This is a genomic window from Streptomyces zingiberis (genome assembly GCF_012034935.1).
GTDB classification, from domain to species: domain Bacteria; phylum Actinomycetota; class Actinomycetes; order Streptomycetales; family Streptomycetaceae; genus Streptomyces; species Streptomyces zingiberis.
This window is the reverse complement of record NZ_JAATEN010000001.1, coordinates 377,967-402,881: the sequence shown is the minus strand read 5'-3', so window position 1 is coordinate 402,881 and position 24,915 is coordinate 377,967. Positions and strand designations below refer to the sequence as shown.

Sequence of the window (24,915 nt, the reverse complement as noted above, 5' to 3'; positions counted from 1 at the left end):
AGAGGTATGCCGCCTCACCGAAGCTACGGAGCCGTCGCCATGGGGCACTACAAGTCGAATCTCCGCGACATCGAGTTCAACCTCTTCGAGGTGCTCGGGCGCGACAAGCTGTACGGCACCGGCCCGTTCGCGGAGATGGACGTCGACACCGCCAGGAGCGTCCTGTCCGAGATCGCCCGGCTCGCCGAGAACGAGCTGGCCGAGTCGTACGCCGACGCGGACCGCAACCCTCCGGTCTTCGACCCCGAGACGCACACCGCGCCGCTCCCCGAGTCGTTCAAGAAGAGCTACCAGGCGTTCATGGATGCCGAGTGGTGGCGCCTCGGCATCCCGGAGGAGCTGGGCGGCACGCCCACCCCGCGCTCCCTGCTCTGGGGCTTCGCGGAGACGGTCCTCGGCGCCAACCCCGCGGTCTGGATGTACTCCTCCGGCCCGGCCTTCGCGGGGGTGCTCTTCGAGGAGGGCACCGAGGAGCAGCAGAAGATCGCCAAGCTCGCGGTGGAGAAGCAGTGGGGCTCCACCATGGTGCTGACCGAGCCGGACGCCGGCTCCGACGTGGGCGCCGGCCGCGCCAAGGCGATCCGCCAGGAGGACGGCACCTGGCACATCGAGGGCGTCAAGCGCTTCATCACCTCGGGTGAGCACGACCTCTCGGAGAACATCATCCACTACGTGCTGGCCCGCCCCGAGGGCGCCGGGCCCGGCACCAAGGGCCTCTCCCTGTTCATCGTGCCCAAGTACCACTTCGACCGGGAGACCGGCGAACTCGGCGAGCGCAACGGCGTCGACGCCACCAACGTCGAGCACAAGATGGGCCTGAAGGTCTCCAACACCTGCGAGCTGACCTTCGGCGACCGGCGGCCCGCCAAGGGGTGGCTGCTCGGTGAGAAGCACGAGGGCATCCGCCAGATGTTCAAGATCATCGAGTTCGCGCGGATGATGGTCGGCACGAAGGCCATCGCCACGCTCTCCACCGGCTACCTCAACGCCCTGGGGTACGCCAAGGAGCGGGTGCAGGGCCCGGACCTGGCCGCCTTCACCGACAAGACGGCCCCGCGCGTCACCATCGCCCACCACCCCGACGTCCGCCGCGCGCTGATGACGCAGAAGGCGTACGCCGAGGGCATGCGCGCCCTGGTCCTCTACACCGCCTCCGTGCAGGACGAGATCATGGTCAAGGAGGCCGCGGGCGAGGACGCCTCCGCCATCCACCGCCTCAACGACCTGCTGCTGCCGATCGTGAAGGGCTACGGCTCGGAGAAGTCCTACGAGCAGCTCGCGCAGTCCCTCCAGACCTTCGGCGGCTCCGGCTACCTCCAGGAGTACCCGCTGGAGCAGTACATCCGGGACGCCAAGATCGACACCCTCTACGAGGGCACCACCGCCATCCAGGGCCAGGACTTCTTCTTCCGGAAGATCGTCCGGGACCAGGGCCAGGCGCTGACCGCCCTCTCCGAGGAGATCAAGAAGTTCCTGGCCGACGCCGAGGGCGGCGAGGAGCTGGCCGCGGCCCGCGCCGAGCTCTCCAAGGCGGCGGTGGACCTGGAGGCGATGGTCGGCCACATGCTGACGGACCTCGCCGCCACCGAGCAGGACGTGAAGTCGATCTACAAGGTCGGCCTCAACACCACCCGCCTGCTCCTCGCCTCCGGTGACGTCGTCGTGGGCTACCTGCTGCTGAAGGGCGCCGCGGTGGCCGCCGCGAAGCTCCCCTCCGCCCCCGACAAGGACCGCGCCTTCTACCAGGGCAAGATCGCCGCGGCGACGTTCTTCGCGCACACCGTGCTGCCGGACGTCTCCCTCCAGCGCTCGATCGCGGAGAAGGTGGACAACACCCTGATGGAGCTGGACGAGTCCGCCTTCTGACCGGCGGGCGGGCGGACCGGCCGGTGCGGCGGGCCGCCGGTCCGCCGCGGCCGGCCGGTCCGCCCGCGCCATCCGCGGTGGCCGGTCATCTCACCGGCCACCCGCCCGAACTGCCGTGCCCCCTCCGGTGGGAGTGACCGGAGGGCGCCGGCGAGCCCCGGCCCCGCCCCGGCCGTCCGCGCCGGGGCACCGCCCGGGGCGCTCCGGCCCCCGCCCGGCAGGTCCCGCCGGGCGGGGGCCTCCCCTGCCCGCCCACCGGCCGCCTCCGGCTCGCGTTCCCCTGTTCGCCGGTGCCCCGCCGCTGCGTGGAAGCGCGCGCCGCGGGCCCACCCCGGCGGACCGCGAGCCCGTTCGAGCCGGTGACGCGCCCTCCATATGCTGAAGCCCATGAGCAGACCAGCCCGCTTCACCCGCGGCCACACCGACGACCTCATGTCCTTCCTCGCGGCGGCCCCGTCGCCGTACCACGCCGTCGCCGCCGCCGCGAGCCGGCTGGAGCGCGCCGGTTTCCGGCGCGTGGAGGAGACGGACCCCTGGACCGGCCCGGCCGATTCGGCGGACTCGCAGGGCTCCGCGGACGGGCCGGGCGGCCGTTACGTGGTGCGCGGCGGGGCGATCATCGCCTGGTACGTCCCCGAGGGCGTCTCCCCGGCGACCCCGTTCCGGATCATCGGCGCGCACACCGACTCGCCGAACCTGCGGGTCAAGCCGGTGCCGGACACCGGCGCGCACGGCTGGCGGCAGATCGCCGTCGAGATCTACGGCGGTGCCCTGCTCAACACCTGGCTCGACCGGGACCTCGGGCTCAGCGGCCGGCTGTCGATGCGGGACGGCACCACCCGGCTGTTCGCCGTCGACCGCCCGCTGCTGCGGGTGCCGCAGCTCGCCGTCCACCTGGACCGGACCGTCAACTCCGAGGGGCTGAAGCTGGACAAGCAGCGCCATATGACGCCCGTCTGGGGTCTGGGGGACGCGCGGGAAGGCGATCTGCTGGCCTACGTCGCCGGGAAGACCAACGCGGCCGTGGAGGAGATCACCGGCTGGGACCTGATGGCGCACAGCGTCGAACCGCCCGCCTACCTCGGCCGGGACCAGGAGCTGGTGGCCGGCCCGCGCATGGACAACCTGCTCTCCGTGCACGCCGGGACGGCCGCCCTCGTCTCGGCCGCGGCGGACGGCGAGGACCTGCCGTACATCCCCGTGCTGGCCGCCTTCGACCACGAGGAGAACGGCAGCCAGTCGGACACCGGTGCCGACGGCCCGCTCCTCGGCTCCGTCCTGGAACGTTCCGTCTTCGCCCGCGGCGGCACCTACGAGGAGCGGGCCCGCGCGTTCGCCGGCTCCGTCTGCCTCTCCTCCGACACGGGCCACGCCGTCCACCCCAACTACGCGGAGCGGCACGAGCCGGGGCACCACCCGATGCCGAACGGCGGCCCGATCCTCAAGGTCAACGTCAACCAGCGGTATGCCACCGACGGCGTCGGCCGGTCCGTCTTCGTCCGCGCGTGCGAGCGCGCCGGGGTGGAGTGGCAGGCGTTCGTCTCCCACAACTCCATGCCCTGCGGTACGACCATCGGCCCCATCACCGCGGCCCGGCACGGGATCGCGACGGTCGACGCCGGCGTGGCCATCCTCTCCATGCACTCCGCCCGCGAACTGTGCGGGGCCGAGGACCCGCCGATGCTGGCGGCGGTGATGCGGGCGTTCCTGGAGGTGTGACGGGGGCGCCGGGGACGGGTGTGACCGTGCCCCGGCCCGCTCCCGTCACCGGCGGCTCCCGGCCCGCGCATGGAGCCCCGGGGCCCGGGTAGCCGAAGGCCGAAGGTTACGTATCACGCCTGGACGGCCAACGAGGAGGCGGACCCCATGGGTATCGGCGGATGCATCGGTCTGATCGCGGTGGGTGGCATCCTCACCTTCGCAGTGGACTGGGACCTCGCGGGAGTCAACGTCGACCTGGTCGGCATCATCATGATGGTGGTCGGCCTCATCGGACTCGCCGTGTACGCGAGCGTTCTGCGGCGGCGCCGGGTACAGGCGCTGCACCCGGGCGCGGCTCCGGTGATGGAGGTCGACGACCCCCGCTACTACCGGTGACGCCCGGCCCTTCCGTACAGCGCTCCGGCTCCGGAACGGCACCTGATCCGGGAACGGCGTCCGCACCCCCGCGCACCGGGGGGCCGCGGACGCCGTTCTGTCGCGGAGCCCGCCCCGGCGCGCCTCGGCGCCTTGCCGCGCCGGGGCCGACCGTCTTCCGTGGCCCCGGGCGGACCGGCGTTCCGTAGCCGGCAGCCGCCGGCCGCCGGCCGCCGGCCGCTACGGGGTGTCGAGCCCCGCCAGGACCAGCGGCAGCCGGTCCGCGCCGCCCTCGGTGACCGTCACCGGCACCCCCCAGTCCTGCTGGTGCACATGGCAGGCCGGATACGGCTGCCCCGGGTCGTCGTCGCAGGAGGCGGCCATGGCGGAGACGTGCAGCACGCCCTCCGTCACCCCCTCGGCCAGGACCAGGTCACGGGTGAGGCCGGTGTCCGCGCCCGCGCCCGCCGCCAGCAGCCCCTCCGGGGTGGAGCTGACCACCAGCCGGGTCGCCGGTCCGTAACGCTCGTCCAGCTTCTGGCCCGGGGGCGCCTGGAAGACCACGTCCAGCCGGAGCCGCCCCGCGCCGATCGCGGTGGGCTCGCGCCGGGTCCGGTGCGCCACCGCTTCCACGCGGACCGCCTCCTCCGGGAGGCGCAGCCGGGTCAGCCGGTGCCGGGCGGACTCCACGACGACGATCTCGTCACCGTCGAGCACGGCGTCCGAGGGCTCCCGCAGATCGGTGGCGAGCGTGCTGACCTCGCCGTTCTCGCCGGCCGCCGGGTCGAAGCGGCGCAGCGCGTGGTTGTAGGTGTCGCTGACGGCGACCGAGCCGTCGGGCAGCGCGGTGACGCCCAGCGGGTGCTGGAACAGCGCCTGGCCGGCGGGGCCGTCGCGGTGCCCGAAGTCGAAGAGGCCGGTGCCGACGGCGGTGCGGACGACGAACTCCTCCGCGTGTCCCGCCTCGTTCCCCGCCCCGGTTCCTCCGTCGTCTCCCGTTCCCGCTCCCGTTCCGTCTCCCGTTCCCGCTCCGTCTCCCGTTCCGCCGGCGTCCGGTCCGGCCGGGCCGGGAGCGGCCCGCTCCACCCAGCGCAGCGCGCTGGTCTCGGAGTCGGCGAGCCACAGCCGGTCCCCGGTGGCGGCGAGCCCCGAGGGCTGGGCGAACCACGCCTGCGCGGCGGGCCCGTCGACCAGCCCCTCGTTGGTCGTCCCGGCGACGGCGGCGACGGTGCCCCCGGCGGCCTCGTCGCCGCCGGCCTCGTCCCCGGCGGCGTCCTCACCGCCCGCCGGGCCCGCGCCCGCCGTGCCCGCGCCCGCCGGCGGGGTGTACGTCCACAGCTGGTGGACGCCGGCCATGGCGATCCACAGCCGGTCCGCGAACCAGGCCACGTCCCACGGCGAGGAGAGGTCGGTGGCAAGGGCCGGCCCGGCGGCCGGGGAGCCCTGCCGCCACTGGCGCCCGGTCCCGGCCAGCGTGGTCACCCGGCCGGTGGCCAGGTCCACGGCGCGCAGCGCGTGGCCCGCGGTGTCGGCCACCGCCACCCGGCCGTCGGGCAGCAGGGCCAGCCCTTGCGGCTCGCTGAACCGGGCCTCGTCCGGCCCGCCGTCGGCCGCGCCGCGCTCGCCGCTGCCGATGCGGCGGAGCACCGTCTCGCCGTCGGCCGCCAGCTCCACCAGGGCGTGCCGGGTGGAGTCCGAGACGAGGAAGGTGCCACCGGGCAGCCGCAGGGCCTTGCCGGGGAAGCGCAGGTCGGTGGGGACGGGCTCGGGCGCCACGTACGGGCCCTCGCCGCGGCGGAGCGTGCCCTTGGCGGCGTGCTCCGCCTCCAGCTCCGTGACCAGCCGCTCGATGGCGTGCACATGGCCCTCCCCGGCGTGCTGGGCGACGACGTAACCCTCCGGGTCGATCACGACCAGCGTGGGCCAGGCCCGCACGGCGTACTGCTGCCAGGTGGCCAGCTCGGGGTCGTCCAGCACGGGGTGGCGCACCTCGTAGCGCTCGACGGCGTCCACGACGGCCCGGTGCTCCGTCTCGTGTGCGAACTTCGGGGAGTGCACTCCGATGACGACGAGCGTGTCCCGGTGCTTCACCTCCAGCTCCCGCAGCTCGTCGAGGACGTGGAGACAGTTCACGCAGCAGAAGGTCCAGAAGTCGAGAACCACGATGCGACCGCGGAGGGCGGCGAGGTCCAGCTCCTCACCGCCCGTGTTGATCCACGCACGTCCTTGCAGCTCAGGGGCTCGTACCCGGGCACGCTTGCTCATGCCCCCAGGGTGCCACGCCCGGCGGGAGCCCTCGGCGGCGCCGGTGCGTGCCTGCCCGTCGGCGAGGGGTACGGGTGCGTACCCGTATGCTGGGCGGGTGAGTGGAGGGAGTCCCACCGTGGCCGACGCCAATGTCCGTATCCCCGCCGAGGCACGTGACCGGCTCGCCGAGGTCGCCGCCGCCGAAGGGCTGTCCCTGCGCGGCTATCTCGCCCGGCTCGCCGAGTCGATACTGACACCGGCCGAGCGCGCCGAGCGGGCGGAGAAGGCGCGCACCGCCCTGCGGGAGTGGAACGGTTACGACCCCTCCGACAGCGAGAAACACTCGCTGGACGCGGAGTTGGACCGGCGGCTGGGCGAGGCGTCCGTTCGATGAGTGGTCCGCACACCGAGTTCCCCCGCCCGCTGCACATCGTGCTGGACGACACGGCCATGGTCGCCGCCGGGCAGGGCAACGTCCTCGTCTCCCGCTTGATTCACCGGGCGCACACCGAGGCGGGCTGGTTCCTCTACGCCCCGGCGTGCGCGCTGGTGGAAGCCGACCGCACCCGGCCCGGCACGGCCGAGCACCTGGCGGCACTGCCCGGGCTCACCGTGCTGGAACTGGACCTCCCGGCCTCCCTCGCCGTCGCGCACGACGAGGGCTGGGCGATCCCGCACACCGAGCACGCGGCGCGGCCCACGCCCGAACGCCCCGACGGCGCGGTCGTCGCCACCACCGAGCCCGAGCGCTGGAAGGACCGGACGGTCCGCGTCCTGGGCCTCGGCGCCTGACCCGCCACGTCCGTCCGTCCGCGTCACCCGCATACGGCCTGCTGACCAAGGCGATCGGGGTCGGCACCTGCCACCGCGGACGACGGGCGGGTCCGCCATGATGGTCGGCCATGGAACCTGACAGCACGGCCACGGTCGTCGGGGCGGTGTGCACCCTGGTGGGGGTCGCGATCGGTGCGATCGGCACCTTCGCCGCCGCGCGGGCGCAGTTGCGGGGCGCGCTGGCCCAGGCCGACGCGGCGCTGGCGCAGGCCGACACCACCTACCGGGCCGCCCTCGACCAGGCGCACGCCGCCCAGCGCGCCGTTCACGAGCAGTGGCGGCGGGAGCGGCGGCGGGACGCCTACGCCGGGTTCGTCACCGCGCTCGACCGGTTCGAGGAGCTGGTGTCCCGTCCGGAACTGCTCGACGACGGAGCCGGGACGGGCGCGGGGCCGGCCTCGGGGGACGGCGGGCCGGGTGCCGCGGCCGGGGGCGGCCCGGACGCGCCGGGCGAGGCCGCCCGCGCGGTGAAGGCCGCGCACGCCGTGGTGGAGCTGGAGGGGCCGGGCCGGATCGCCGGCCTGGCGCTCACCGCGCAGCGGCACTGCCTCACCGCCGGGGACCACGCGCGGCGCCTGGCGCCCCGGGCCGCCGCCCTGCGGCTGCTGGGCGAGGCGACCGACGGGGCCCCGGCCGAGCGGGCGGACCCCGCCTCGCCCCCGGCGCTCGCCCTCGCCGCGCACCGGGCACTGACCCAGCTCCGCGAGGCGGCCTTCCACCACGACGCGGGCCGCGCCGACCGGGCGGCCTTCGACGCCGCGCACGACCGGGCGGCGGCGGCCCTGGACGCCTGCGGACTGTTCACGGCGCGGCAGAAGCGGGCGCTGCTCACCGACCCGACGTGGGACGGGGCGCTCCGGCTCGGCGCCGAACACGCGAGCGCCGTGGACCAGCTGGCGGAGTCCCGCGCGGCGTTCGTGGCGGCGGCCCGGGAACTGCTGGACACGGACGCGGGCGAGGCGGGGAGAGGGACCGGGTAGAGGCCCTGGCCCACCGTTCGGAAGAGGTTCACCCAGCCCGAAAACACCGTTCCCACAAGTGTGTTCGCATCATCCACGCTCAATTTTCCGCGCTGATCAATGACACCCATGAACTCCGCGAGGTTGCGGAGGCCCGGTGGCCGGGCGGAGCCGTTCCACAGGTCGCGGACGACGGCCACCGCCAAGGCGTGGTGGCGCATCCAGGCCGGCGAGACGCCGTAACCGGCCGAGGCGGTCGCCCAGATGCTCGGTAGCCATGCTCCGAAGGTACGCCGGGCCGTCATGCGCCGGCAGTACGACGGCAGTTGGTCACCCGTAACGGGTGATCGGGGCGTGATGTCGAGTTGCCGGTCCGCCCGGGAGGGGAGTTCAGCCGACGCGGCCCGGGACGCCGAGGACCCGGTCGCGGAGGACGGGGAAGTCGGCGCGGGTCTTGGCGACGCGGGCCAGGTCGAGGTCGGCGGTGATGATCTCCTCGCCCTCGCCGGCCTCGGCGAGCACCTCGCCCCACGGGTCCACGATCTGGCTGTGGCCCGCCTGTTCGACGCCGCCGTGGGTGCCGGCGGTGCAGCAGGCGAGGACGTACGCCTGGTTCTCGACGGCGCGGGCGCGGGAGAGCAGCGTCCAGTGTTCGCGGCGGCGGGCGGGCCAGCCGGCGGGGAGGACGAACACCTCGGCGCCGGCGTCGGTGAGCTGCCGGAACTGCTCGGGGAAGCGCAGGTCGTAGCAGGTGGCCAGGCCGGCGGTGGTCTCCGGGAGGCGGACGGTGACGACGGCCTCGCCGCCGCCCATCATGGCGGCCTCGCCCCGGTCGAAGCCGAAGCGGTGGATCTTGCGGTAGGCGGCGCGGAGTTCGCCGTCCGGGCCGATCACCAGCGAGGTGTTGTAGAGGGTGCCGTCGGGGAGGCGTTCGACCACGGAGCCCCCGTGCAGCCAGACGGAGGCGCCGGCGGCCGCCGCGGAGAGGGCGGTGAAGGTGGGGCCGTTCCGCGGCTCCGCGTACTCCTCGAAGAGGTCGTAGGCGAAGGCGCCGGTGGGCCAGAGTTCGGGGAGGACGACGAGGTCGGCGGCGGACTGCTCGCGGACCAGGGCGGCGACGCGCTCGCGGCGCTCTTCCACCGTTTCGCCGGGATTGACGGAGATCTGCAACAGGGAGGCGCGCACGGTACCACCACTCCGGGGCTACGGCCCGCGTCCGGGGCCTACGATCGTCCTACGAAAGCACTGCCGGTGTGCCCAAGCGCAGCGTAACTTAACTGCGTGAGCCGGTGGCTCAAGCTCCCAGCCCGCGTACGAAAACCGCCGAGGGGTCACGTGACCGTCCACCCAAGCCTTCAGACCTACATCGACGCCTGGTCGCATGCGATCGAGGCGATATCCGAGCTGGTGACGCCGCTCGTCGAGGGTGAGTGGAACCGTGCCACGGCCTGCCCCGGCTGGTCCGTGCGGGATGTCGTCTCCCACGTGATCGGCCTGGAGTGCGAGATGCTGGGCGACCCTCGGCCGATCCACTCCCTGCCGCGCGACCTCTACCACGTCCGGAACGAGCTGACCCGCTACATGGAGGTCCAGGTCGACGTGCGGCGCTGCCACACGGCCCCGGAGATGACCTCCGAGCTGGAGTACACGCTCATCCGCCGCTCCCGGCAGCTGCGGAACGAGACGCGGCAGCCGGACGCCCGGGTGCGCGGTCCGCTGGGCGGCGCGGAGGTGTCGCTGGAGGAGTGCCTGCGGCTGCGCGCGTTCGACGTGTGGGTGCACGAGCAGGACCTGCGGCGGGCGCTGCGCTCCCCCGGCAACCTGGACTCGCCGGGGGCGATGGTCGCGCGGGACGTGCTGATCGAGGCGCTCCCCGGGGTGGTGACGGAAGGCGCGGGCGCGCCGCCGCACACGGCCGTGGTGGTGGACGTGCACGGGCCGGTGGAGTTCATGCGCACGGTGCGGGTGGACGCCGACGGGCGCGGCACGGTGAGCGGCAGCCCGTCGCTGGGCCCGGCGGTGACCTTCGTCCTGGACTGGGAGACGTATGTGCTGCTGGCCTGCGGACGGGTCCGGCCGGCGGCGGTGGAGGACCGGGTGAAGGTGGAGGGCGACCAGGCGCTCGCGGACGCGATCCTGCGCGGCTTCGCCGTGACGCCGTGACCGCCGTGACGACTGCCATGCCTGCTGTGGCTGCCCTGACCGCCGTGGCTGCCGTGACCGCCGTGACCGTCACGATCCCGTAGCCGCCGGACGGCGGAGTCCCGGTGCCCCCGTGGCCCTGGACCGTGTGCGGGCCCGCGCCCGTGCGCGGCCCAGGGCCGGGGGTCAGGCCGGGACGCGGACGGACTCCACCCGGGTGGCGGCGACGACCCGTTCACGTTCGCGCCGCACCGCCCGGCCGCGCAGCCGCAGCATCTGGCCGACGCCGAGCGCCTGGAGCACGAAGACGGAGGCGAAGGCGATCCGGTAGTTGTCGCCGGTGGCGTCGAGCAGCACCCCGATCGCCAGCAGCGTCGTCATCGAGGCGGTGAAACCACCCATGTTGACGATGCCGGAGGCGGTGCCGAGCCGCTCCGGCGGGTTGGCCGGGCGGGCGTAGTCGAAGCCGATCATCGACGCCGGGCCGCAGAGCCCGAGCACCAGGCAGAAGGTGACGAGCAGCCAGGACGGCGCCGGGCCCGGCCAGGCGAGGACGGCGGCCCAGGCGGCGGCGGTGGCGCCGATCGTGCCCAGCGCCAGGACCGTGCGCGCGCCGTGGCGGCGGGCGATCAGCTGGCCGTAGACCAGGCCGGTGGCCATGTTGGCGAGCACCAGCAGGGTCAGCAGCTCACCGGCGCGGGCCGGGGTGACGCCCTCCGACTCGACCAGGAACGGAATCCCCCACAGCAGCAGGAAGACCATGCCGGGGAACTGGGTGGTGAAGTGCGTCCACATCCCGAGGCGGGTGCCGGGTTCGCGCCAGGCGTCGGCGATCTGCCGGCCGACGCCGAAGCGGCCGGCCCCGGCGGAGCGGTCCCGGCGGGCGGGGGCGCCGTCGCTCCCGGGGCCGTCCTTGAGCAGGGCGAGCACCAGCACGAGCACGACCAGCCCGGCGGCGGCGCTGCCCGCGAACGCCGGGGTCCAGCCGAAGCGGTCCAGCAGCCGGGTGAGCGCCAGCGTGGAGACGAGGTTGCCGGACATCCCGATCAGCGCCGCAACCTGCGCGATCATCGGGCCCCGGCGGGCGGGGAACCAGCGGGAGCCGAGCCGCAGGACGCTGATGAAGGTCATGGCGTCACCGCAGCCGAGCAGCGCGCGGGAGGCGAGGGCCAGCGGGTAGGAGTCGGCGAGGCCGAAGCCGAACTGGCCGGTGGTGAAGAGCGCGATGCCCATGATCAGCACCCGCTTGGTGCCCAGCCGGTCCACCAGCAGCCCCACCGGTATCTGCATCCCCGCGTAGACCAGGAGCTGGAGGATGGTGAAGGTGGAGAGCGCGGAGGCGGTCACCTGGAAGCGGTCGGCCGCGTCCAGCCCGGCCACGCCGAGGCTGGTGCGGTAGGAGACGGCGACGAAGTAGACCAGCACGCCGGCACCCCAGACGAACACCGCGCGGGAGCCGCCCGGGGGCTCGGCGAACTGCCGTTCCCCCGTGGCAGTGGCACCGTTCACCGGGAACCTCCCCCGGTCAGCAGGCGCACCCGGTCGATGTGGCGGCGCACGACCTCGGCGGCGGCGCCCGGGTCGCCGGAGGTCAGGGCGGCGAGGATCGCGGTGTGCTCGGTGAGGTTCTTGGCGATGCGGTCCGGGTGGGCGTGCATCACGGCGACGCCCATCCGCAGTTGGCGGTCGCGCAACTGGTCGTAGAGGCGTTCCAGGATGCGGTTGCCCGCGGCGCGCACGATCTCGGCGTGGAAGCAGCGGTCGCTGACGGAGAAGGCGGGAAGGTCCCCCGCGGCGGCGTGGCGGCGCTGCTCCTCCAGCAGCTCCTCCAGCCGGGTGACCAGCTGCGGGGTCACGGGGTGCACCCGGCGGACGGCGTACTCCTCGACCAGCAGCCGGGTCTCGACGACGTCGCGGATCTCCTGCGCGGACACGGGAAGCACCAGCGCGCCCTTCTTCGGGTACAGCCGCAGCAGCCCCTCGGCCTCCAGCCGCAGCAGCGCCTCCCGGACGGGGGTGCGCGAGACGCCGACGTCCTCGGCGAGCTGCCCCTCGGTGAGCAGCGTCCCGCCCTCGTAGCGGCGGTCGAGAACGGCCTGTTTGACGTGGTCGTAGACGCGGTCGGCCGCGGGCGGACGGCGGCCGGGCACACCGGCGTGCGCGGGATCGGAGGGCATGCGTACAGCATAGATACAACAGCGCCCGGCCTCCGGCACGGTCCGCGATACGGACCGCCGGCGGTACAGGGGGCGGGCCCGGTCCCCGGATCAGGCGCTCAAGCCCGGCCACACAATCCGTCGAGGACGACGGAACCAGGCCAGACGAATCGGATGTTCATTTACCACCGGTAGGGCCGACGACGGTTGAACTTGCCCTTCGGCAGGGGACCTCCAGCTCGGCGGTGACGGTCTTGCCGAAGCTGCGCAGCTCCACACCCAAGTTGCCGGCCAAGGCCCGGACGAGCATGAGGCCGCGCCCGCTCTCCTCTTCGGGACCTGCGTCGCGATGTTCCGGCTCCGTCCTCGATTTATCCGTGACGGAGATCTGCACCAGGTCCCGCCTGGGTCGCGTCACGCTCAAACGCAGAAGCCTGCACTTGCTGTGCACGATCGAGTTGGTCACGAGCTCGGAGGTGATGAGGACTGCGTCGTCCACGACCTCACCATCGATGTTCCACGTATGCAGCACCGTCTTGACCAGCTTCCGGGCACGACCGGCGGTCTCCGGCTCACTCGGCCAGGTTTCGCTGTAGCCGGGGACGCCGGTTGCGTGGGCACGGGGCGTGGTCATGGTCACGGGGCCATCCCTCCGAGGTGGTGGACCACCCAGCCCTGACGAGGGGCAGGACCGGGCGCTCTCCTCCGGCACCACCGGACAAACCCGGCGGCGCCGTGCGGAAGCAAGACGAACGTAGAGGGGCCGGAGACTGAACCCCAAGAAGATTGCGCCAGTTTGCGGAAGAAGCGTTGACCAGCTTGAACAGGCCGCAGACGATGACCATGCCGCGCAAACCAACGCAAGGCAGCAGACAGGAGAAACGCCATGAAGCTACGGTTCCTTGGCAAGAACTCCAATGTGTGCGACTGCCCGGCCCTGTACGCGACGAACCGGGACACGTACCTCGTCCAGGGCTGGAAGGTCTTCGCGAACGACCTGCTCATGCGACTCGATGTGCCCGAGGGGCAGACCGTTGTGGAGGTCCCGACCGAACTGTTCGAGCACCTGGAGAAGGACGGCCTTCCCGCAGGGGAGTTCAGGCGGCTGGAAGACCCCCTCATGATCCTGACCCCGGCAGGCACCTACGTGGTCCAAGGGCTGGAGTTGACCGACGCCGAAGCCCTGGCCCAGATGGAGATTCCGGACTACGAGACCGTGGTCGAGGTCCCCAGGGCCGCGATCACCGCCCTACTGGAGGAACCGCGTGGAGCTGATCTCCGGCCCCGAACGCAACCAGCTGATTGAGGCATGCGCGCACGACGCGTTCCATCTTGAGCTGCGTGACGACTACTCGGTGCCCGATGAGGGCAGCCCCTTCAAGAGCTGGCTACGGGACGAGCCTGTGGACCACACGTTCATGGAGCCGTGGACGGACATGGTGAAGCGCTTGACCGGTCAGGGGAAGGCCGTCCGCCGCGTCCGCGTCGTCACCCACCCTCACACGCCCTACATCCGGTGGGAGCACGGCATCACGGCGCAGAACATTGCGGCCGGGGAAGAGATCCGCTGGCTGCCCAGGCACTTCGTCCCGGGCGACCTCACCTTCCCGTTCGACGGGAAGGACTGGTGGCTGATCGACGATCGTCTCCTTGCCGTGGGGCACACCGACGACGCCGGCCGCGTCGTGGGGCACGAGATCCTCGATGACCGCCAAGTGACCGCCGAAGCGGCCGTACTTCGCGACTCGCTATGGCGCCTCGCCGTCCCACACCGCGAGTACCAGACCTGATCCAACCATGAGCAAGCAAGCACAGGAAGCCCGCGAGGCACTGGGTGCCCGACTGCGCGGATTCCGGAAGGACGCAGGATTCTCCAGCGGGCGGGCGCTCGCGCACGCGCTGAATTGGCAGGAATCGAAGGTCTCACGACTGGAGAACGGAAAACAGAGCGCGAGCGAGAACGACATCCGGGCCTGGTGCGAGGCCACCGGCCGGCAAGCCCACCTCCCAGACCTCATCGCCACCATCCGCCACATCGACGAACTCTGGCTGGAGTGGCGGCGACAGCTCCAGACCGGGGCCGAGTCTCGGCAGAAAAAGTCCCTGCCCGTGTACGACAGGACCCGCGTTTTCCGCATCTGGAATCCCAACATGATTTGGGGGACCTTCCAGACAGCAGAATACGCGGCCGAGATTTTCCAACAGGTCGTCGCCTTCCACGAAGTCCCCGACGACACCGAGGCCGCGGTAGCCAAACGGCTTGAGCGGCAGAGGTACCTGTACGAGGGGAAACGCATCTACAACGTGCTCCTGGGGGAGCAGGCTCTTCATGCGACCGTCGGGGGTCCCGAGATCATGAGAGATCAACTTGACCGGCTCATGGCGCTCATGAGCCTTCCCCGAGTCAGTCTGGGGATCATTCCCCGTACGGCCCGCACAGCGATCTGGCTGGGGCACTCCTTCTCGACGTTCGATGACAGGCTCGTCCTTGTGGAGACATTCTCCGCAGAACTCTCCGTCACGCAGCCGAGCGAGATCGAACTGTACACCAAAGCATTCTCACTGCTCCAACGATCAGCAGTTTACGGAGAAGCCGCAAGGACCCTCATACTTACGGCACGAAATCATTTTGACCGCCACATCGCACAACCCGGATCAACTGAAGGCGAAGAATGAAAAACGATGCAAACTGGCGCACAAGTTCCTACAGCGGGACGGAGAACTGCGTCGAATTTTCCGATAATTACCCGGACCAGGTTCGGGTTCGAGACACAAAGGACCGAGGCAGGGGCATTCTGGATTTCTCTCCGGAATCGTGGTCCGAATTTGTCGGGTACAGCAGGCGAGAGGCCATATAGCGCGGAAACACCACTGGCCGGTACCAGGCCGTTCAGCCTGGTACCGGCCAGTGGTGGAGCGGGTCAGCCCCAGGTGATCAGTCGCTTGGGGTGTTCCAGGATCGCCGCGATGTCCGCGAGCACCTTGGAGCCCAGCTCGCCGTCGACCAGGCGGTGGTCGAAGGAGAGGCCGAGCGTGGTGACCTGCCGCGGCTTGACCTTGCCCTTGTGCACCCAGGGCCGGAGCTTCACCGCGCCGAAGGCGAGGATCGCGGACTCGCCGGGGTTGAGGATCGGCGTGCCGGTGTCGACGCCGAAGACGCCGACGTTGGTGATGGTGACGGTGCCGCCCTGCATCGCCGCCGGGGAGGTCTTCCCCTCCCGGGCGGTGGCCACCAGCTCGCCCAGCGCCTCCGCGAGCTTCGGCAGCGTCTTGTCGTGCGCGTCCTTGATGTTCGGCACGATCAGGCCGCGCGGGGTGGCCGCGGCGATGCCCAGGTTGACGTACGGCTTGTGGACGATCTCCTGGTTCGCCTCGTCCCAGGCCGCGTTGACCTCCGGGTTCCGCTTGATCGCCACCAGCAGCGCCTTGGCGACCAGGAGCAGCGGGTTGACCCGCAGCCCGGCCATCTCCGGGTCCTCCTTGAGCTCCCGCACCAGCTTCATCGTCCGGGTCACGTCGACGGTGACGAACTCCGTGACGTGCGGCGCGGTGAAGGCGCTGCCGGTCACCGCCTGGGCGGTGGCCTTCCGGACGCCCTTGATCGGCACCCGGGTCTCGCGGCCGGTGCCGGAGACCGGGAGCGCGGTGACCGCCGCGGCCCGGGAACCCTGCGGGCCCTGGAGGGCCTCCGCCGGGGCCTGCGGGGCGGGGGCCGCGGCGGCCTGGGCGTGCGTGTGCGCCGCGTGGACGTCGTCCCGCGTCACCACGCCGTCCGGGCCGGTGGGGACCACCGCCGCCAGGTCCACGCCCAGGGTCTTGGCCAGCTTGCGGACCGGGGGCTTGGCCAGTGGCCGGTCGGCCGCCGGGCGGGCGGCGGGCACGGGCGGTATCGCGGCGGCACGCGGCGGGGCGGCGGGCGGCGCCGGGGGCGCCACCGGCCCGCCGTTGCTCTCCGCGCCCGGCCGCTGCTTCCGCGGTCTGCGCTTGGTGGAGCCGGGGGAGACGCCGTAACCGACCAGGACCGGCTGCCGCTTCTGCGGCTCCTCCGGTTCGGCTGTGGCGGCCGGTTCGGTTGCGCCGGCAGGTGCGGCAGGTTCGGCAGCTCCGGCGGACGCCGGCCCCGCGGGGCCCTCCGGCGCGGGGTCGCCGGGCCGGGTGTCGACGGTGATGAAGACGGAGCCGACGTCGACCGTCGCCCCCGCCTCGTAGTGCAGCTCGCTGACCACACCGTCGAAGGGGATGGGGAGTTCCACCGCCGCCTTGGCCGTCTCGACCTCGCAGACGGTCTGGCCGTCGGTCACGGTGTCCCCGGGCTTCACATGCCAGCTCAGGATCTCGGCCTCGGTGAGCCCCTCGCCCACATCGGGCATCCGGAACTCGCGGAACCGCTGGTCGGCCTGGGAATGCTGGGAGGCTGTCGTCGTCACGTTCCCGTCCCTTCAGTACGCCAGAGCGCGGTCGACGGCGTCCAGGACCCGGTCCAGGCCCGGCAGGTACTCGTCCTCCAGCCTGGCGGGCGGGTACGGCGCGTGGTAGCCGCCGACCCGGAGCACCGGGGCCTCCAGATGGTAGAAGCAGCGCTCGGTGATCCGCGCGGCGATCTCCGATCCGGTGCCCAGGAAGACGGGCGCCTCGTGCACCACGACCAGCCGGCGGGTCCGCTCCACGGAGCGCTGGACCGCGTCGAAGTCGATGGGGGACATCGACCGCAGGTCCAGCACCTCCAGCGAGGTGCCCTCCTCCGCGGCGGCGGCCGCGGCCTCCAGGCAGAGCTTCACCATGGGCCCGTAGGCCGCCAGGGTGAGGTCGGTGCCCTCCCGGACGGTGACGGCCTCGTGGAGCGGGCGGGGCGTGGCGGCGGTGTCGACCTCGCCCTTGTCCCAGTAGCGCCGCTTGGGCTCGAAGAAGATGACCGGGTCGTCGCTCCGGATGGCCTGCTGCATCATCCAGTAGGCGTCCGCAGCGTTCGACGGGGAGACGCATTTGAGGCCCGCGACATGCGCGAACAGCGCCTCCGGCGACTCGCTGTGGTGCTCCACCGCGCCGATGCCGCCGCCGTAGGGGATGCGGATGACGACCGGCAGCTTGATCTTGCCCAGGGCACGGGCGTGCATCTTGGCGAGCTGCGTGACGATCTGGTCGTACGCGGGGAAGACGAACCCGTCGAACTGGATCTCCACGACGGGGCGGTAGCCGCGCAGCGCCATGCCGATGGCCGTGCCGACGATGCCGGACTCGGCGAGCGGGGTGTCGACGACCCGGTCCTCGCCGAAGTCCTTCTGCAACCCGTCGGTGACGCGGAAGACGCCGCCGAGCTTGCCGACGTCCTCACCCATGATCAGGACCTTGGCGTCGTCCTCCATGGCCTTGCGGAGCGACTCGTTGATCGCCTTGGCGAGGGGGAGTCTCATGACCTTCTCGGCCGCCATCTCAGTGACCCTCCTCGGCGAAGGACGCCTGGTAGGCGGCGAACTGCGCGCGCTCCTCGTCGACCAGGGCGTGGCCGTCCGCGTAGATGTTCTCGAAGATGGCGGTGGGCGGCGGGTCGGGCATCAGGCGGATCGACTCCCGCACCCGGCGGCCGAGCGTCTCGCTCTCCTCCTCCAGGGCGGCGAGGAAGTCCGCGTCGATGACGGACTCCGCCTCCAGGTGGGCCCGCAGCCGCTGGATCGGGTCCTTGGCCTCCCACTCCTCGCGCTCGGCGTCCCGGCGGTAACGGGTCGGGTCGTCGGAGGTGGTGTGGGCGCCCATGCGGTACGTGAACGCCTCGACGAGCGTGGGTCCCTGACCGGAGCGGGCGCGCTCCAGCGCGGCGCGGGTGACCGCCAGGCAGGCCAGGACGTCGTTGCCGTCCACCCGGACGCCGGGGAAGCCGTAGCCGGCGGCGCGCCGGTAGAGCGGGACGCGGGTCTGCTTCTCGGTGGGCTCGGAGATCGCCCACTGGTTGTTCTGGCAGAAGAAGACCACCGGCGCGTTGTAGACGGCGGAGAAGGTGAACGCCTCCGCCACGTCGCCCTGGCTGCTGGCGCCGTCACCGAAGTAGGCGATGACGGCGGAGTCCGCGCCGTCCTTGGCCACGCCCATCGCGTAGCCCGTGGCGTGCAGCGCCTGCGAGCCGATGACGATGGTGTAGAGGTGGAAGTTGTTGCTGTTGGGGTCCCAGCCGCCGTTGTTCACACCGCGGAACATCCCGAGCAGATTGGTCGGGTCCACACCGCGGCACCAGGCGACACCGTGCTCCCGGTAGGTGGGGAAGACGTAGTCGTCGTCCCGCAGCGCCCGGCCGGAGCCGATCTGCGCGGCCTCCTGACCCAGCAGCGAGGCCCACAGACCCAGTTCACCCTGGCGCTGAAGCGAGGTGGCCTCGGCGTCGAAACGCCGGGTCAGCACCATGTCCCGGTACAGGCCGCGCAGCTCGTCGGGGGTGAGGTCGACGGAGTACTCGGGGTGCTCCACCCGCTTGCCCTCGGGGGTCAGCAGCTGCACGAGCTCCGGCTGGTCCGGGGCGGCCGGCTGGACCGGCTGCTTCGGCTTCCTGGCGCCGGTGCGCTTCGCCGGGGCGCGGCGTGGCCTGCGCCCCGCGGTGCTCTCCACGGTCACGGTGTGCTCCTCGTCTGTCCGGCCCCCGGGGTCGCCGGTGGCCCACTAGATCCCCTGCCGGAGGCAGAGGGGGCTCACCCGATCCGAAACGGCACACGGGGTGGGTGCGCGGCTCGGGGGCCGGGTGTGACAGGCGCCCGGCCGAAGGGCCGCACACCGCACGTTACCCAGTGCGGAGCATCCCTGCGAAACCCCCTTGACCTGGGATTTTGCTTTGATTTCCAAGTAAATCGGATGGGAGCCGGAACAGCACTGGTCACGGCGGTACGGCAGGCCGGACAAGCGCACGTTAACCCGCGGGGTGAGAGCACGGGAAGGGTTGGCGACGGAAACCCCTCCGGGGGAGGGTCCTGCCCGGCGATCCGCCGGCGATCTTCCGGCGGGCCGGCCGGGGGCCGCGGGCGGACACCGGCGGGCTGCCGGTGACCTGGCGATGGGCCGGCGGGGGCCGGCCTGCGTTACGGATGGCGGATCGCCGGCCGATCGGCGCCCCGGCACGCCACCGGTGAGCGACGGCCGGTGCGCCGCGGGACCGGCGCTCCCGCACCGCCGCCCCTGCCGGGATCCTGTTCCGGACCGGGCACACAGGGTGATCTAACATTTGAAGGGTGCCGCGCTCATCCGTTGCCCCCACCGTCACCGGCCCTGTCACCGGCCCCGTCGCGGACGGCCCGGACGGCCGTTTCCGGGCCGGCGCGGGCGCCGTCCTCCCCGAGGCCCTCCCCGTGCTCCTGCGCCGTTACGGGCTCGGCGAGGCGGTCTCCTGCGAACGCGTCGCCCAGGGGCTGCTCAACCGGGGGTACGCCCTGACCACCACCCGCGGCCGCTACTTCCTCAAGCACCACCTCGACCCGGACCGGCCCGCCCTCGTCCGCCGTCACCGCGCCACCGCCCGGCTGGCCGCACTGGGCCTCCCCGTCGTCCCGCCGCTGCCGGACCGCGGCGGCGCCACGCTCGCCGTCACCGGCGGCCGCTGCTTCGCCGTCCATCCCTGGATCGACGGCGGCCACCGCCACGGGACCGAACTCACCCGCGCCGAGAGCGCCCGCCTCGGCGAACTGCTGGGCGCGCTGCACACCGCGCTGGAAGGCGTCATGCCGGCGCCCTCCGGCCCGGCGGCCGGGGCCCGGGGGAGGCGGCGGCGCGGGATACCGGTGCCACGCGGCCCCGTCTCCCCCACCAGTCCGCCCGGCCTGGCCAGCGCGAACCCCGCGGACACCTATGCGCTGATCGACGAGTTGCTGGCCCGCGCCGGCCGGCGCCCGCACCGCGACGCCTTCGACGCGCTCGCCGAACACCGGCTCACCGAACGGCGCGCCCTCCTCCTGGCCCACGCCCACCGCCGCCCGCCCCCGGGCGCCGAGCCCCCGGCCGGCTGGGTGCACGGCGACTTCCACCCGCTGAACGTGATCTACCGGGGTACGGAACCGGCCGCCGTCGTCGACTGGGACCGGCTCAGCGTCCAGCCGCGCGCCGAGGAGACCGTACGGGCCGCCGCCATCTTCTTCGTCCGCCCCGGCGGGACGCTCGCCCTGGGCCGGGTACGGGCGTACGCGCGCGGCTACCGGCGGGCCCGCGGCGCCGAGCCGGCGGAGCTGGCCGCGGCCGTGCACCGGGTGTGGTGGGAACGGCTGAACGACTTCTGGATGTTGCGCTGGCGGTACGAGCTGCGCGATCTCCGCGCCGACCACCTCTTTCCCGCCGCCGCCGCACTGGCCGTGTGGTGGACCGAGCACTACGAGGCCGTCCTGGACGCCTTCACGGTGTGAGGGCCGCGAGCCGGGGCGGTTCCCCCGGCGGCGGGCACCCGGCGCGGGCCTCGGGGCGGAACACCGGACGGGCCGGGCGGGGCGGTGCGGGGAAGCCCGCGCCGGGGGCGGGGACGGGAACGGGCGGCCCGGGGTGGCCGCACGCGGGCGGAGCGCCGGAGCCCGCCGCGCCCCGCGCCCGCACGGGAAGGCCGTCCCCCCGGCACCAGACCGGCGCCGCACGCGGAACGGCCCCCGTTCCCGCCGGTTTCCCGGGGGACGGAGGCCGCACGCGCGGTTCGCCGGAGAGGCCGGGGCCGGGGCCCGAAGCTCGGGCCCCAAACCGGCGGAAGGACGTCAGCCCTCGTTCTCCTCGCCGCCGCTGGCGCCGCCCGGCGTCCCTCCGTTGCCGCCGCCCGCGTCACCAGGAGGGTCCTCGCCACCCGGATCCGGCTCACCGCCGCCGTTGTCGCCCCCCGTGGTCTGGGAGGGCGGGGGCGCACTGGTCGGCTGGGTGGGCGGGTCGCTGGACGGGGGCGGCTGGGAGGTCGGGTCGGTGCGCGGCGGGGTGTCCTGGTTGCCCGGCTGCTCCGGGCGGTTCCAGCCGTCGTTCTCGCCGCCGGGCTCCGGTGCCGTCCCGGGGTCCTCGGAAGTGTCCTCCTCCGGGGAGGGGGACCCCTTCTCCCCGGCGTCCTTCGAGGCCGTCGGGGAGGGCCGGGGGCTCTTCTGATCCCCGCCGTCATCCCCGTTGCCGAGCGCGTAGACGACACCCACGACCACGGCGATGGCGGCCAGCGCGGCCAGCACCATCATCGTGCCGCGGCCGCCGCCACCGCCGCCGCGCCCGTCCCGGCCGCCGTCGCGCCGGTATCCGTCGAAGCCGCCGTCGTCCCGGCGCGGGGCGCCGAGCAGCGGCGCGGGGATCTGCGAGGTGTCGCCACCGCCGGCGGGCATCATCGCCGTGCCGCCCATGGCCGCCGTGGGGGCGGTCCCGGCGGCGGCGTCCACGGGGCCGGTGTCCCAGACACCGCCCGTGTGGGAGCCACGCTCGGCGAGCATCTGGAGCGCGTACTGGGCCAGGCCGCGCATCTCCTCGGCGGTCTGGAAGCGGTCGTCCGGGTCCTTCGCCAGCGAGCGCATCACGAGCCCGTCCAGCTCCGGCGGCGCCGAGGGCGAGACCTGGGAGGGCGGCACGGGCATGTCCTGGACATGCTGGTAGACCACCGACAGCGGGCTCTCGCCGGTGAACGGCGGCCGGTGGGCGAGGAGTTCGTAGAGCAGACAGCCGGTGGCGTAGAGGTCGGAGCGGGTGTCGACGGTCTTGCCGAGTGCCTGCTCGGGCGAGAGGTACTGCGGGGTGCCCATGACCATGCCGGTCTGCGTCATCGTGGACTGCGCGCCGTGCAGGGCGCGGGCGATGCCGAAGTCCATGACCTTGACCGCGCCGCCGTTGGTGATGATCACGTTGGCGGGCTTGATGTCCCGGTGCACGATGCCGTGGTGGTGGCTGTAGGCCAGCGCCTCCAGCACCCCGGAGACGATGATCAGGGCCTGGTCCGGCGGCGGCGCGTCGGCGCCCAGCAGGTCGCGGATGGTCGATCCCTCGACCAGCTCCATGACGATGTACGGCACGGTGCTGCCGCCGACCACGTCCTCGCCGGAGTCGTAGACGGCGACCACCGCGTGGTGGTTGAGCCCCGCCACCGACTGGGCCTCGCGCGTGAAGCGGGCCTTGGAGACCGGGTCCTCGGCCAGGTCGGAGCGGAGCAGCTTCACCGCCACCGTCCGGCCCAGCCGCACATCCTCCGCGGCGAAGACCTCCGCCATGCCGCCGCGGCCGAGCCGGTGCGTCAGCCGGTAACGGCCGTCCCCGACCAGCCCGCCGTCGCCCCAGAACTCGGGGGAGTCGGCGGAGGGTCCGGTCACTCGGTCACCGCGCGCCGGATCGGATGCGGACGGGCCCCCGGCGCCGTGCGTCTGTGACATCAGTCCTCGCCCAGTCCTCGCCGTCAGTCATCTGGTCCCGCTGTGCGCGGTGGGGGTTCACCCGGCCGCGCCACCGGCGCCACGGCCCGGGGACCCGAAAGTCTTCCGAAGGCACGCTACAGCCTTCGCGGGGCGGCCGGTTCCGCGGTGGACGGGCCGTCCCGCCTGCCGGGACGGCCGGACGGAGGCTTCTCGTGAGGACGCCGTGACGCTTCCCGCCCATCCGGTCACGGAACGGGCACATGGCTTGACGTCTCTCGGCCCTACGGCAGACTTGGCCGATAATCAGGGTAGTCAGGATAGTTCGACCAGCGGGCCGGTCCCAGTCCGGACGGCCGTCCGCCGAGGGGGAGTCAGTCACATGAGCGGCGGCGACGGCGACCGGAACCGGTTCCAGGGACGCTCGGTTGCGGGCGGGCGGTACCAGCTCCGGAATCAGCTCGGCGCGGGCGGCATGGCCTCCGTGTACCTGGCCCACGACACCGTGCTGGACCGGCAGGTCGCGATCAAGGTCCTCCACTCCGAGCTGGGCCGCGAGGAGGCGTTCCGCGAACGTTTCCGCCGCGAGGCACAGGCCGTCGCCAAGCTCTCGCACACCAACATCGTCTCCGTCTTCGACACCGGTGAGGACCCGCTCCCGGCGGACGAGGGCGGTGGCGGGATGCCGTACATCGTCATGGAGTACGTGGACGGCCGGCCGCTGCGCGCCGTGCTCGACGAGGACGTGGCCCGGCACGGCGCCATGCCCGCCGACCGGGCGCTGCGGATCGCCGGCGACGTTCTCGCGGCGCTGGAGGTCAGCCACGAGATGGGGCTGGTCCACCGGGACATCAAGCCGGGCAACGTCATGATGAACCGGCGCGATGTGGTGAAGGTCATGGACTTCGGCATCGCGCGGGCCGTCCAGTCCGGTGTGACGTCCATGACACAGACCGGCATGGTCGTCGGCACCCCGCAGTACCTCTCGCCGGAGCAGGCGCTGGGGCGCGGCGTCGACGCCCGCTCCGACCTCTACTCCGTCGGCATCCTCCTCTTCGAGCTGCTGACCGGCCGGCTGCCCTTCGACGCCGACTCCCCGCTGGCGATCGCCTACGCGCACGTCCAGGAGGAGCCGCCCGCGCCCTCGGACATCAACCGCTCCGTCCCGCCCGTGGTGGACGCGCTGGTCGCGCGGGCGCTGAAGAAGAACCCGAACGAGCGCTTCCCGTCCGCCGAGGCCATGCGGCAGGAGTGCGAGCGCGCGGCCCGCAGCGGGCAGACGGGCGCGGCCCCGGCGATCGTCCCGGGCACGGGCACCGGCGCCAGCGGCGCGGGCGTGGCCGCGGCGGTCTTCCCGCCGCTGGACCAGCAGAATCCGGCCGCGGCACCACACGGCGCGCAGGGCCTGCCCGGCTCCCCTCCCCCGTACGGGCCGCAGCACGGCCCCGGCGGCTTCGGCCCGTCCACACCGCCGCCGCCCAGCACCTACCCCCTGGCCCGGCCGGGCTACCCGGGGCACGCCCCGTACGGCCCGCCGGGCGGGGCCGCGGCGTACAACCTCAACCCGCCCGGCGGTCCCGGCCCCGCCCCCCGGCGGAGCAACGCGCCGCTGGTGGTCGCCATCGTGTCGGCCGTGGCGCTGGGCGTGGGCGGCCTCCTCCTCACCAGCTGGATCCTCGCCGACGACGAGGGAACCCGCACCCCCTCGGTCGGGACGGGGAGCAGCCAGGAGGCGGGCACGGGCGGCGAGGACGCCTCCTCGGGCTCCCCGGACGGGACGCCCGGGTCCGAGGGCTCCCGGGACTCCGGCGACGGCGGCTCCGACGACTCCGGTGGCGCGGACGACGGGGAGACCGAGAAGGCCTCCGAGGAGATCCCCGAGGACAAGAGCCGCACCATCCAGAAGGAGAAGTGCACCGACGCCTACGAGCACTACGAGGACAAGAATTCGGTGCGCATGCCGGACTTCCAGACCCGCCACATCGCGTCGGTGAAGGAGTGCATGAACGCGGCGGGCTGGAAGTACAACGAGCTGGAGTACGAGGACTCCTCCATCTGGGGCAAGAACTCGGTGCTGGAGCAGATCCCGCGCCAGGGCGAGGCGTTCGACCCGAAGAAGGACAAGATCACCCTGACCGTGGCCACCGGCAACCCCGAGTGAGCGGCGGCGGGGCCTCGCCCGTCGCGTGAGGCCCCGGGCACACGGCGGCCGGTGACGGGGACACGGGTCACGGGGCCGGCCGCCGGGGGACCGGCGCCGACCGGCCGCGGGACGGTTGTGGCGCCGCTTCGGGGCCGCGGCCCGGGGCGTGCCCCCGCCGC

Annotated in this window: 22 protein-coding genes; 13 read left to right on the top strand and 9 right to left on the bottom strand. The window is 73.0% G+C overall.

Annotated features, from left to right (window positions below; all coding sequences use genetic code 11):
* Positions 1-39: 39 nt before the first annotated feature.
* The 3 genes from HCK00_RS01775 to HCK00_RS01765 all read left to right on the top strand — a co-directional run bounded on the left by HCK00_RS01775 (position 40) and on the right by HCK00_RS01765 (position 3,963).
* Entirely contained in the window at positions 40-1,866 is a 1,827-nt protein-coding gene (locus tag HCK00_RS01775; RefSeq protein ID WP_168100021.1) for an acyl-CoA dehydrogenase, read from the top strand.
* Between the two features lie 387 nt (positions 1,867-2,253).
* A complete protein-coding gene (locus tag HCK00_RS01770) occupies positions 2,254-3,585 on the top strand; it encodes a M18 family aminopeptidase (protein WP_168099903.1) in 1,332 nt (443 codons plus the stop codon).
* A 147-nt stretch (positions 3,586-3,732) separates the two neighbouring features.
* Positions 3,733-3,963, top strand: coding sequence for a DUF6458 family protein (locus HCK00_RS01765; protein WP_168099902.1), 231 nt, complete (start codon positions 3,733-3,735; stop codon positions 3,961-3,963).
* Between the two features lie 219 nt (positions 3,964-4,182).
* Here the strand turns inward: HCK00_RS01765 and HCK00_RS01760 are convergent, their stop codons facing one another.
* On the bottom strand, positions 4,183-6,207 hold the full coding sequence (locus HCK00_RS01760; protein WP_168099901.1) for an NHL domain-containing thioredoxin family protein: 2,025 nt from the start codon (positions 6,205-6,207) through the stop codon (positions 4,183-4,185).
* A gap of 118 nt (positions 6,208-6,325) precedes the next feature.
* Between HCK00_RS01760 and HCK00_RS01755 the strand changes: the two genes are divergently transcribed.
* From HCK00_RS01755 to HCK00_RS01745, 3 genes are all read left to right on the top strand, one after another.
* On the top strand, positions 6,326-6,583 hold the full coding sequence (locus tag HCK00_RS01755; protein ID WP_168099900.1) for an Arc family DNA-binding protein: 258 nt from the start codon (positions 6,326-6,328) through the stop codon (positions 6,581-6,583).
* Positions 6,580-6,981 carry a PIN domain-containing protein gene (locus HCK00_RS01750; protein WP_206319756.1) on the top strand — a complete coding sequence of 134 codons (402 nt, stop codon included), beginning with the start codon at positions 6,580-6,582 and terminating at the stop codon, positions 6,979-6,981. The genes HCK00_RS01755 and HCK00_RS01750 overlap by 4 nt, the downstream gene beginning before the upstream one ends.
* A gap of 110 nt (positions 6,982-7,091) precedes the next feature.
* Positions 7,092-8,003 (top strand): hypothetical protein, encoded by a 912-nt coding sequence (locus tag HCK00_RS01745; protein ID WP_168099899.1) that lies wholly within the window; start codon positions 7,092-7,094, stop codon positions 8,001-8,003.
* A 369-nt stretch (positions 8,004-8,372) separates the two neighbouring features.
* Here the strand turns inward: HCK00_RS01745 and HCK00_RS01740 are convergent, their stop codons facing one another.
* Positions 8,373-9,167 (bottom strand): carbon-nitrogen family hydrolase, encoded by a 795-nt coding sequence (locus HCK00_RS01740; protein WP_168099898.1) that lies wholly within the window; start codon positions 9,165-9,167, stop codon positions 8,373-8,375.
* Between the two features lie 150 nt (positions 9,168-9,317).
* Between HCK00_RS01740 and HCK00_RS01735 the strand changes: the two genes are divergently transcribed.
* The gene (locus HCK00_RS01735; RefSeq protein ID WP_168099897.1) at positions 9,318-10,145 is read left to right on the top strand and encodes a maleylpyruvate isomerase family mycothiol-dependent enzyme; all 828 of its coding nucleotides are present in this window, start codon (positions 9,318-9,320) and stop codon (positions 10,143-10,145) included.
* Between the two features lie 165 nt (positions 10,146-10,310).
* On the opposite strand, the gene HCK00_RS01730 is transcribed toward HCK00_RS01735, so the two are convergent.
* The 3 genes from HCK00_RS01730 to HCK00_RS01720 form a co-directional block, all read right to left on the bottom strand.
* Complete coding sequence (locus HCK00_RS01730; protein ID WP_168099896.1) at positions 10,311-11,633, bottom strand: MFS transporter; 1,323 nt, start codon at positions 11,631-11,633, stop codon at positions 10,311-10,313.
* The gene (locus HCK00_RS01725; RefSeq protein WP_168099895.1) at positions 11,630-12,301 is read right to left on the bottom strand and encodes a GntR family transcriptional regulator; all 672 of its coding nucleotides are present in this window, start codon (positions 12,299-12,301) and stop codon (positions 11,630-11,632) included. Before HCK00_RS01725 ends, HCK00_RS01730 begins: the two co-directional genes overlap by 4 nt.
* A gap of 157 nt (positions 12,302-12,458) precedes the next feature.
* Positions 12,459-12,914, bottom strand: a complete 456-nt coding sequence (locus tag HCK00_RS01720; protein WP_206319829.1) for an ATP-binding protein — start codon at positions 12,912-12,914, stop codon at positions 12,459-12,461.
* Positions 12,915-13,166: 252 nt separating this feature from the next.
* Between HCK00_RS01720 and HCK00_RS01715 the strand changes: the two genes are divergently transcribed.
* The 4 genes from HCK00_RS01715 to HCK00_RS01700 are packed head-to-tail and all read left to right on the top strand — an operon-like array spanning position 13,167 to position 15,138.
* Positions 13,167-13,586, top strand: a complete 420-nt coding sequence (locus HCK00_RS01715) for a hypothetical protein (RefSeq protein ID WP_168099893.1) — start codon at positions 13,167-13,169, stop codon at positions 13,584-13,586.
* Positions 13,546-14,070 (top strand): DUF6879 family protein, encoded by a 525-nt coding sequence (locus HCK00_RS01710; protein ID WP_168099892.1) that lies wholly within the window; start codon positions 13,546-13,548, stop codon positions 14,068-14,070. Before HCK00_RS01715 ends, HCK00_RS01710 begins: the two co-directional genes overlap by 41 nt.
* A 7-nt stretch (positions 14,071-14,077) precedes the next feature.
* Positions 14,078-14,956: a helix-turn-helix domain-containing protein gene (locus tag HCK00_RS01705; protein ID WP_168099891.1), complete on the top strand. Its 879-nt coding sequence runs from the start codon at positions 14,078-14,080 to the stop codon at positions 14,954-14,956.
* The gene (locus tag HCK00_RS01700; protein ID WP_168099890.1) at positions 14,953-15,138 is read left to right on the top strand and encodes a DUF397 domain-containing protein; all 186 of its coding nucleotides are present in this window, start codon (positions 14,953-14,955) and stop codon (positions 15,136-15,138) included. The genes HCK00_RS01705 and HCK00_RS01700 overlap by 4 nt, the downstream gene beginning before the upstream one ends.
* A 63-nt stretch (positions 15,139-15,201) precedes the next feature.
* On the opposite strand, the gene HCK00_RS01695 is transcribed toward HCK00_RS01700, so the two are convergent.
* The 3 genes from HCK00_RS01695 to pdhA all read right to left on the bottom strand — a co-directional run bounded on the left by HCK00_RS01695 (position 15,202) and on the right by pdhA (position 18,880).
* A complete protein-coding gene (locus HCK00_RS01695) occupies positions 15,202-16,650 on the bottom strand; it encodes a dihydrolipoamide acetyltransferase family protein (RefSeq protein ID WP_168100019.1) in 1,449 nt (482 codons plus the stop codon).
* Between the two features lie 69 nt (positions 16,651-16,719).
* Positions 16,720-17,709 (bottom strand): alpha-ketoacid dehydrogenase subunit beta, encoded by a 990-nt coding sequence (locus tag HCK00_RS01690; protein WP_168099889.1) that lies wholly within the window; start codon positions 17,707-17,709, stop codon positions 16,720-16,722.
* A gap of 1 nt (position 17,710) precedes the next feature.
* Entirely contained in the window at positions 17,711-18,880 is a 1,170-nt protein-coding gene (gene pdhA, locus HCK00_RS01685; RefSeq protein ID WP_168099888.1) for a pyruvate dehydrogenase (acetyl-transferring) E1 component subunit alpha, read from the bottom strand.
* A gap of 725 nt (positions 18,881-19,605) precedes the next feature.
* On the opposite strand from pdhA, the gene HCK00_RS01680 reads away from it, so the two are divergent.
* Positions 19,606-20,649: a phosphotransferase gene (locus HCK00_RS01680; RefSeq protein WP_168100018.1), complete on the top strand. Its 1,044-nt coding sequence runs from the start codon at positions 19,606-19,608 to the stop codon at positions 20,647-20,649.
* Positions 20,650-20,985: 336 nt separating this feature from the next.
* Here HCK00_RS01680 and HCK00_RS01675 read toward each other — a convergent pair whose 3' ends face one another.
* Entirely contained in the window at positions 20,986-22,614 is a 1,629-nt protein-coding gene (locus HCK00_RS01675; protein ID WP_168099887.1) for a protein kinase domain-containing protein, read from the bottom strand.
* A gap of 361 nt (positions 22,615-22,975) precedes the next feature.
* Between HCK00_RS01675 and HCK00_RS01670 the strand changes: the two genes are divergently transcribed.
* Positions 22,976-24,754: a protein kinase domain-containing protein gene (locus HCK00_RS01670; protein WP_168099886.1), complete on the top strand. Its 1,779-nt coding sequence runs from the start codon at positions 22,976-22,978 to the stop codon at positions 24,752-24,754.
* The last annotated feature ends 161 nt before the right edge of the window (positions 24,755-24,915 follow it).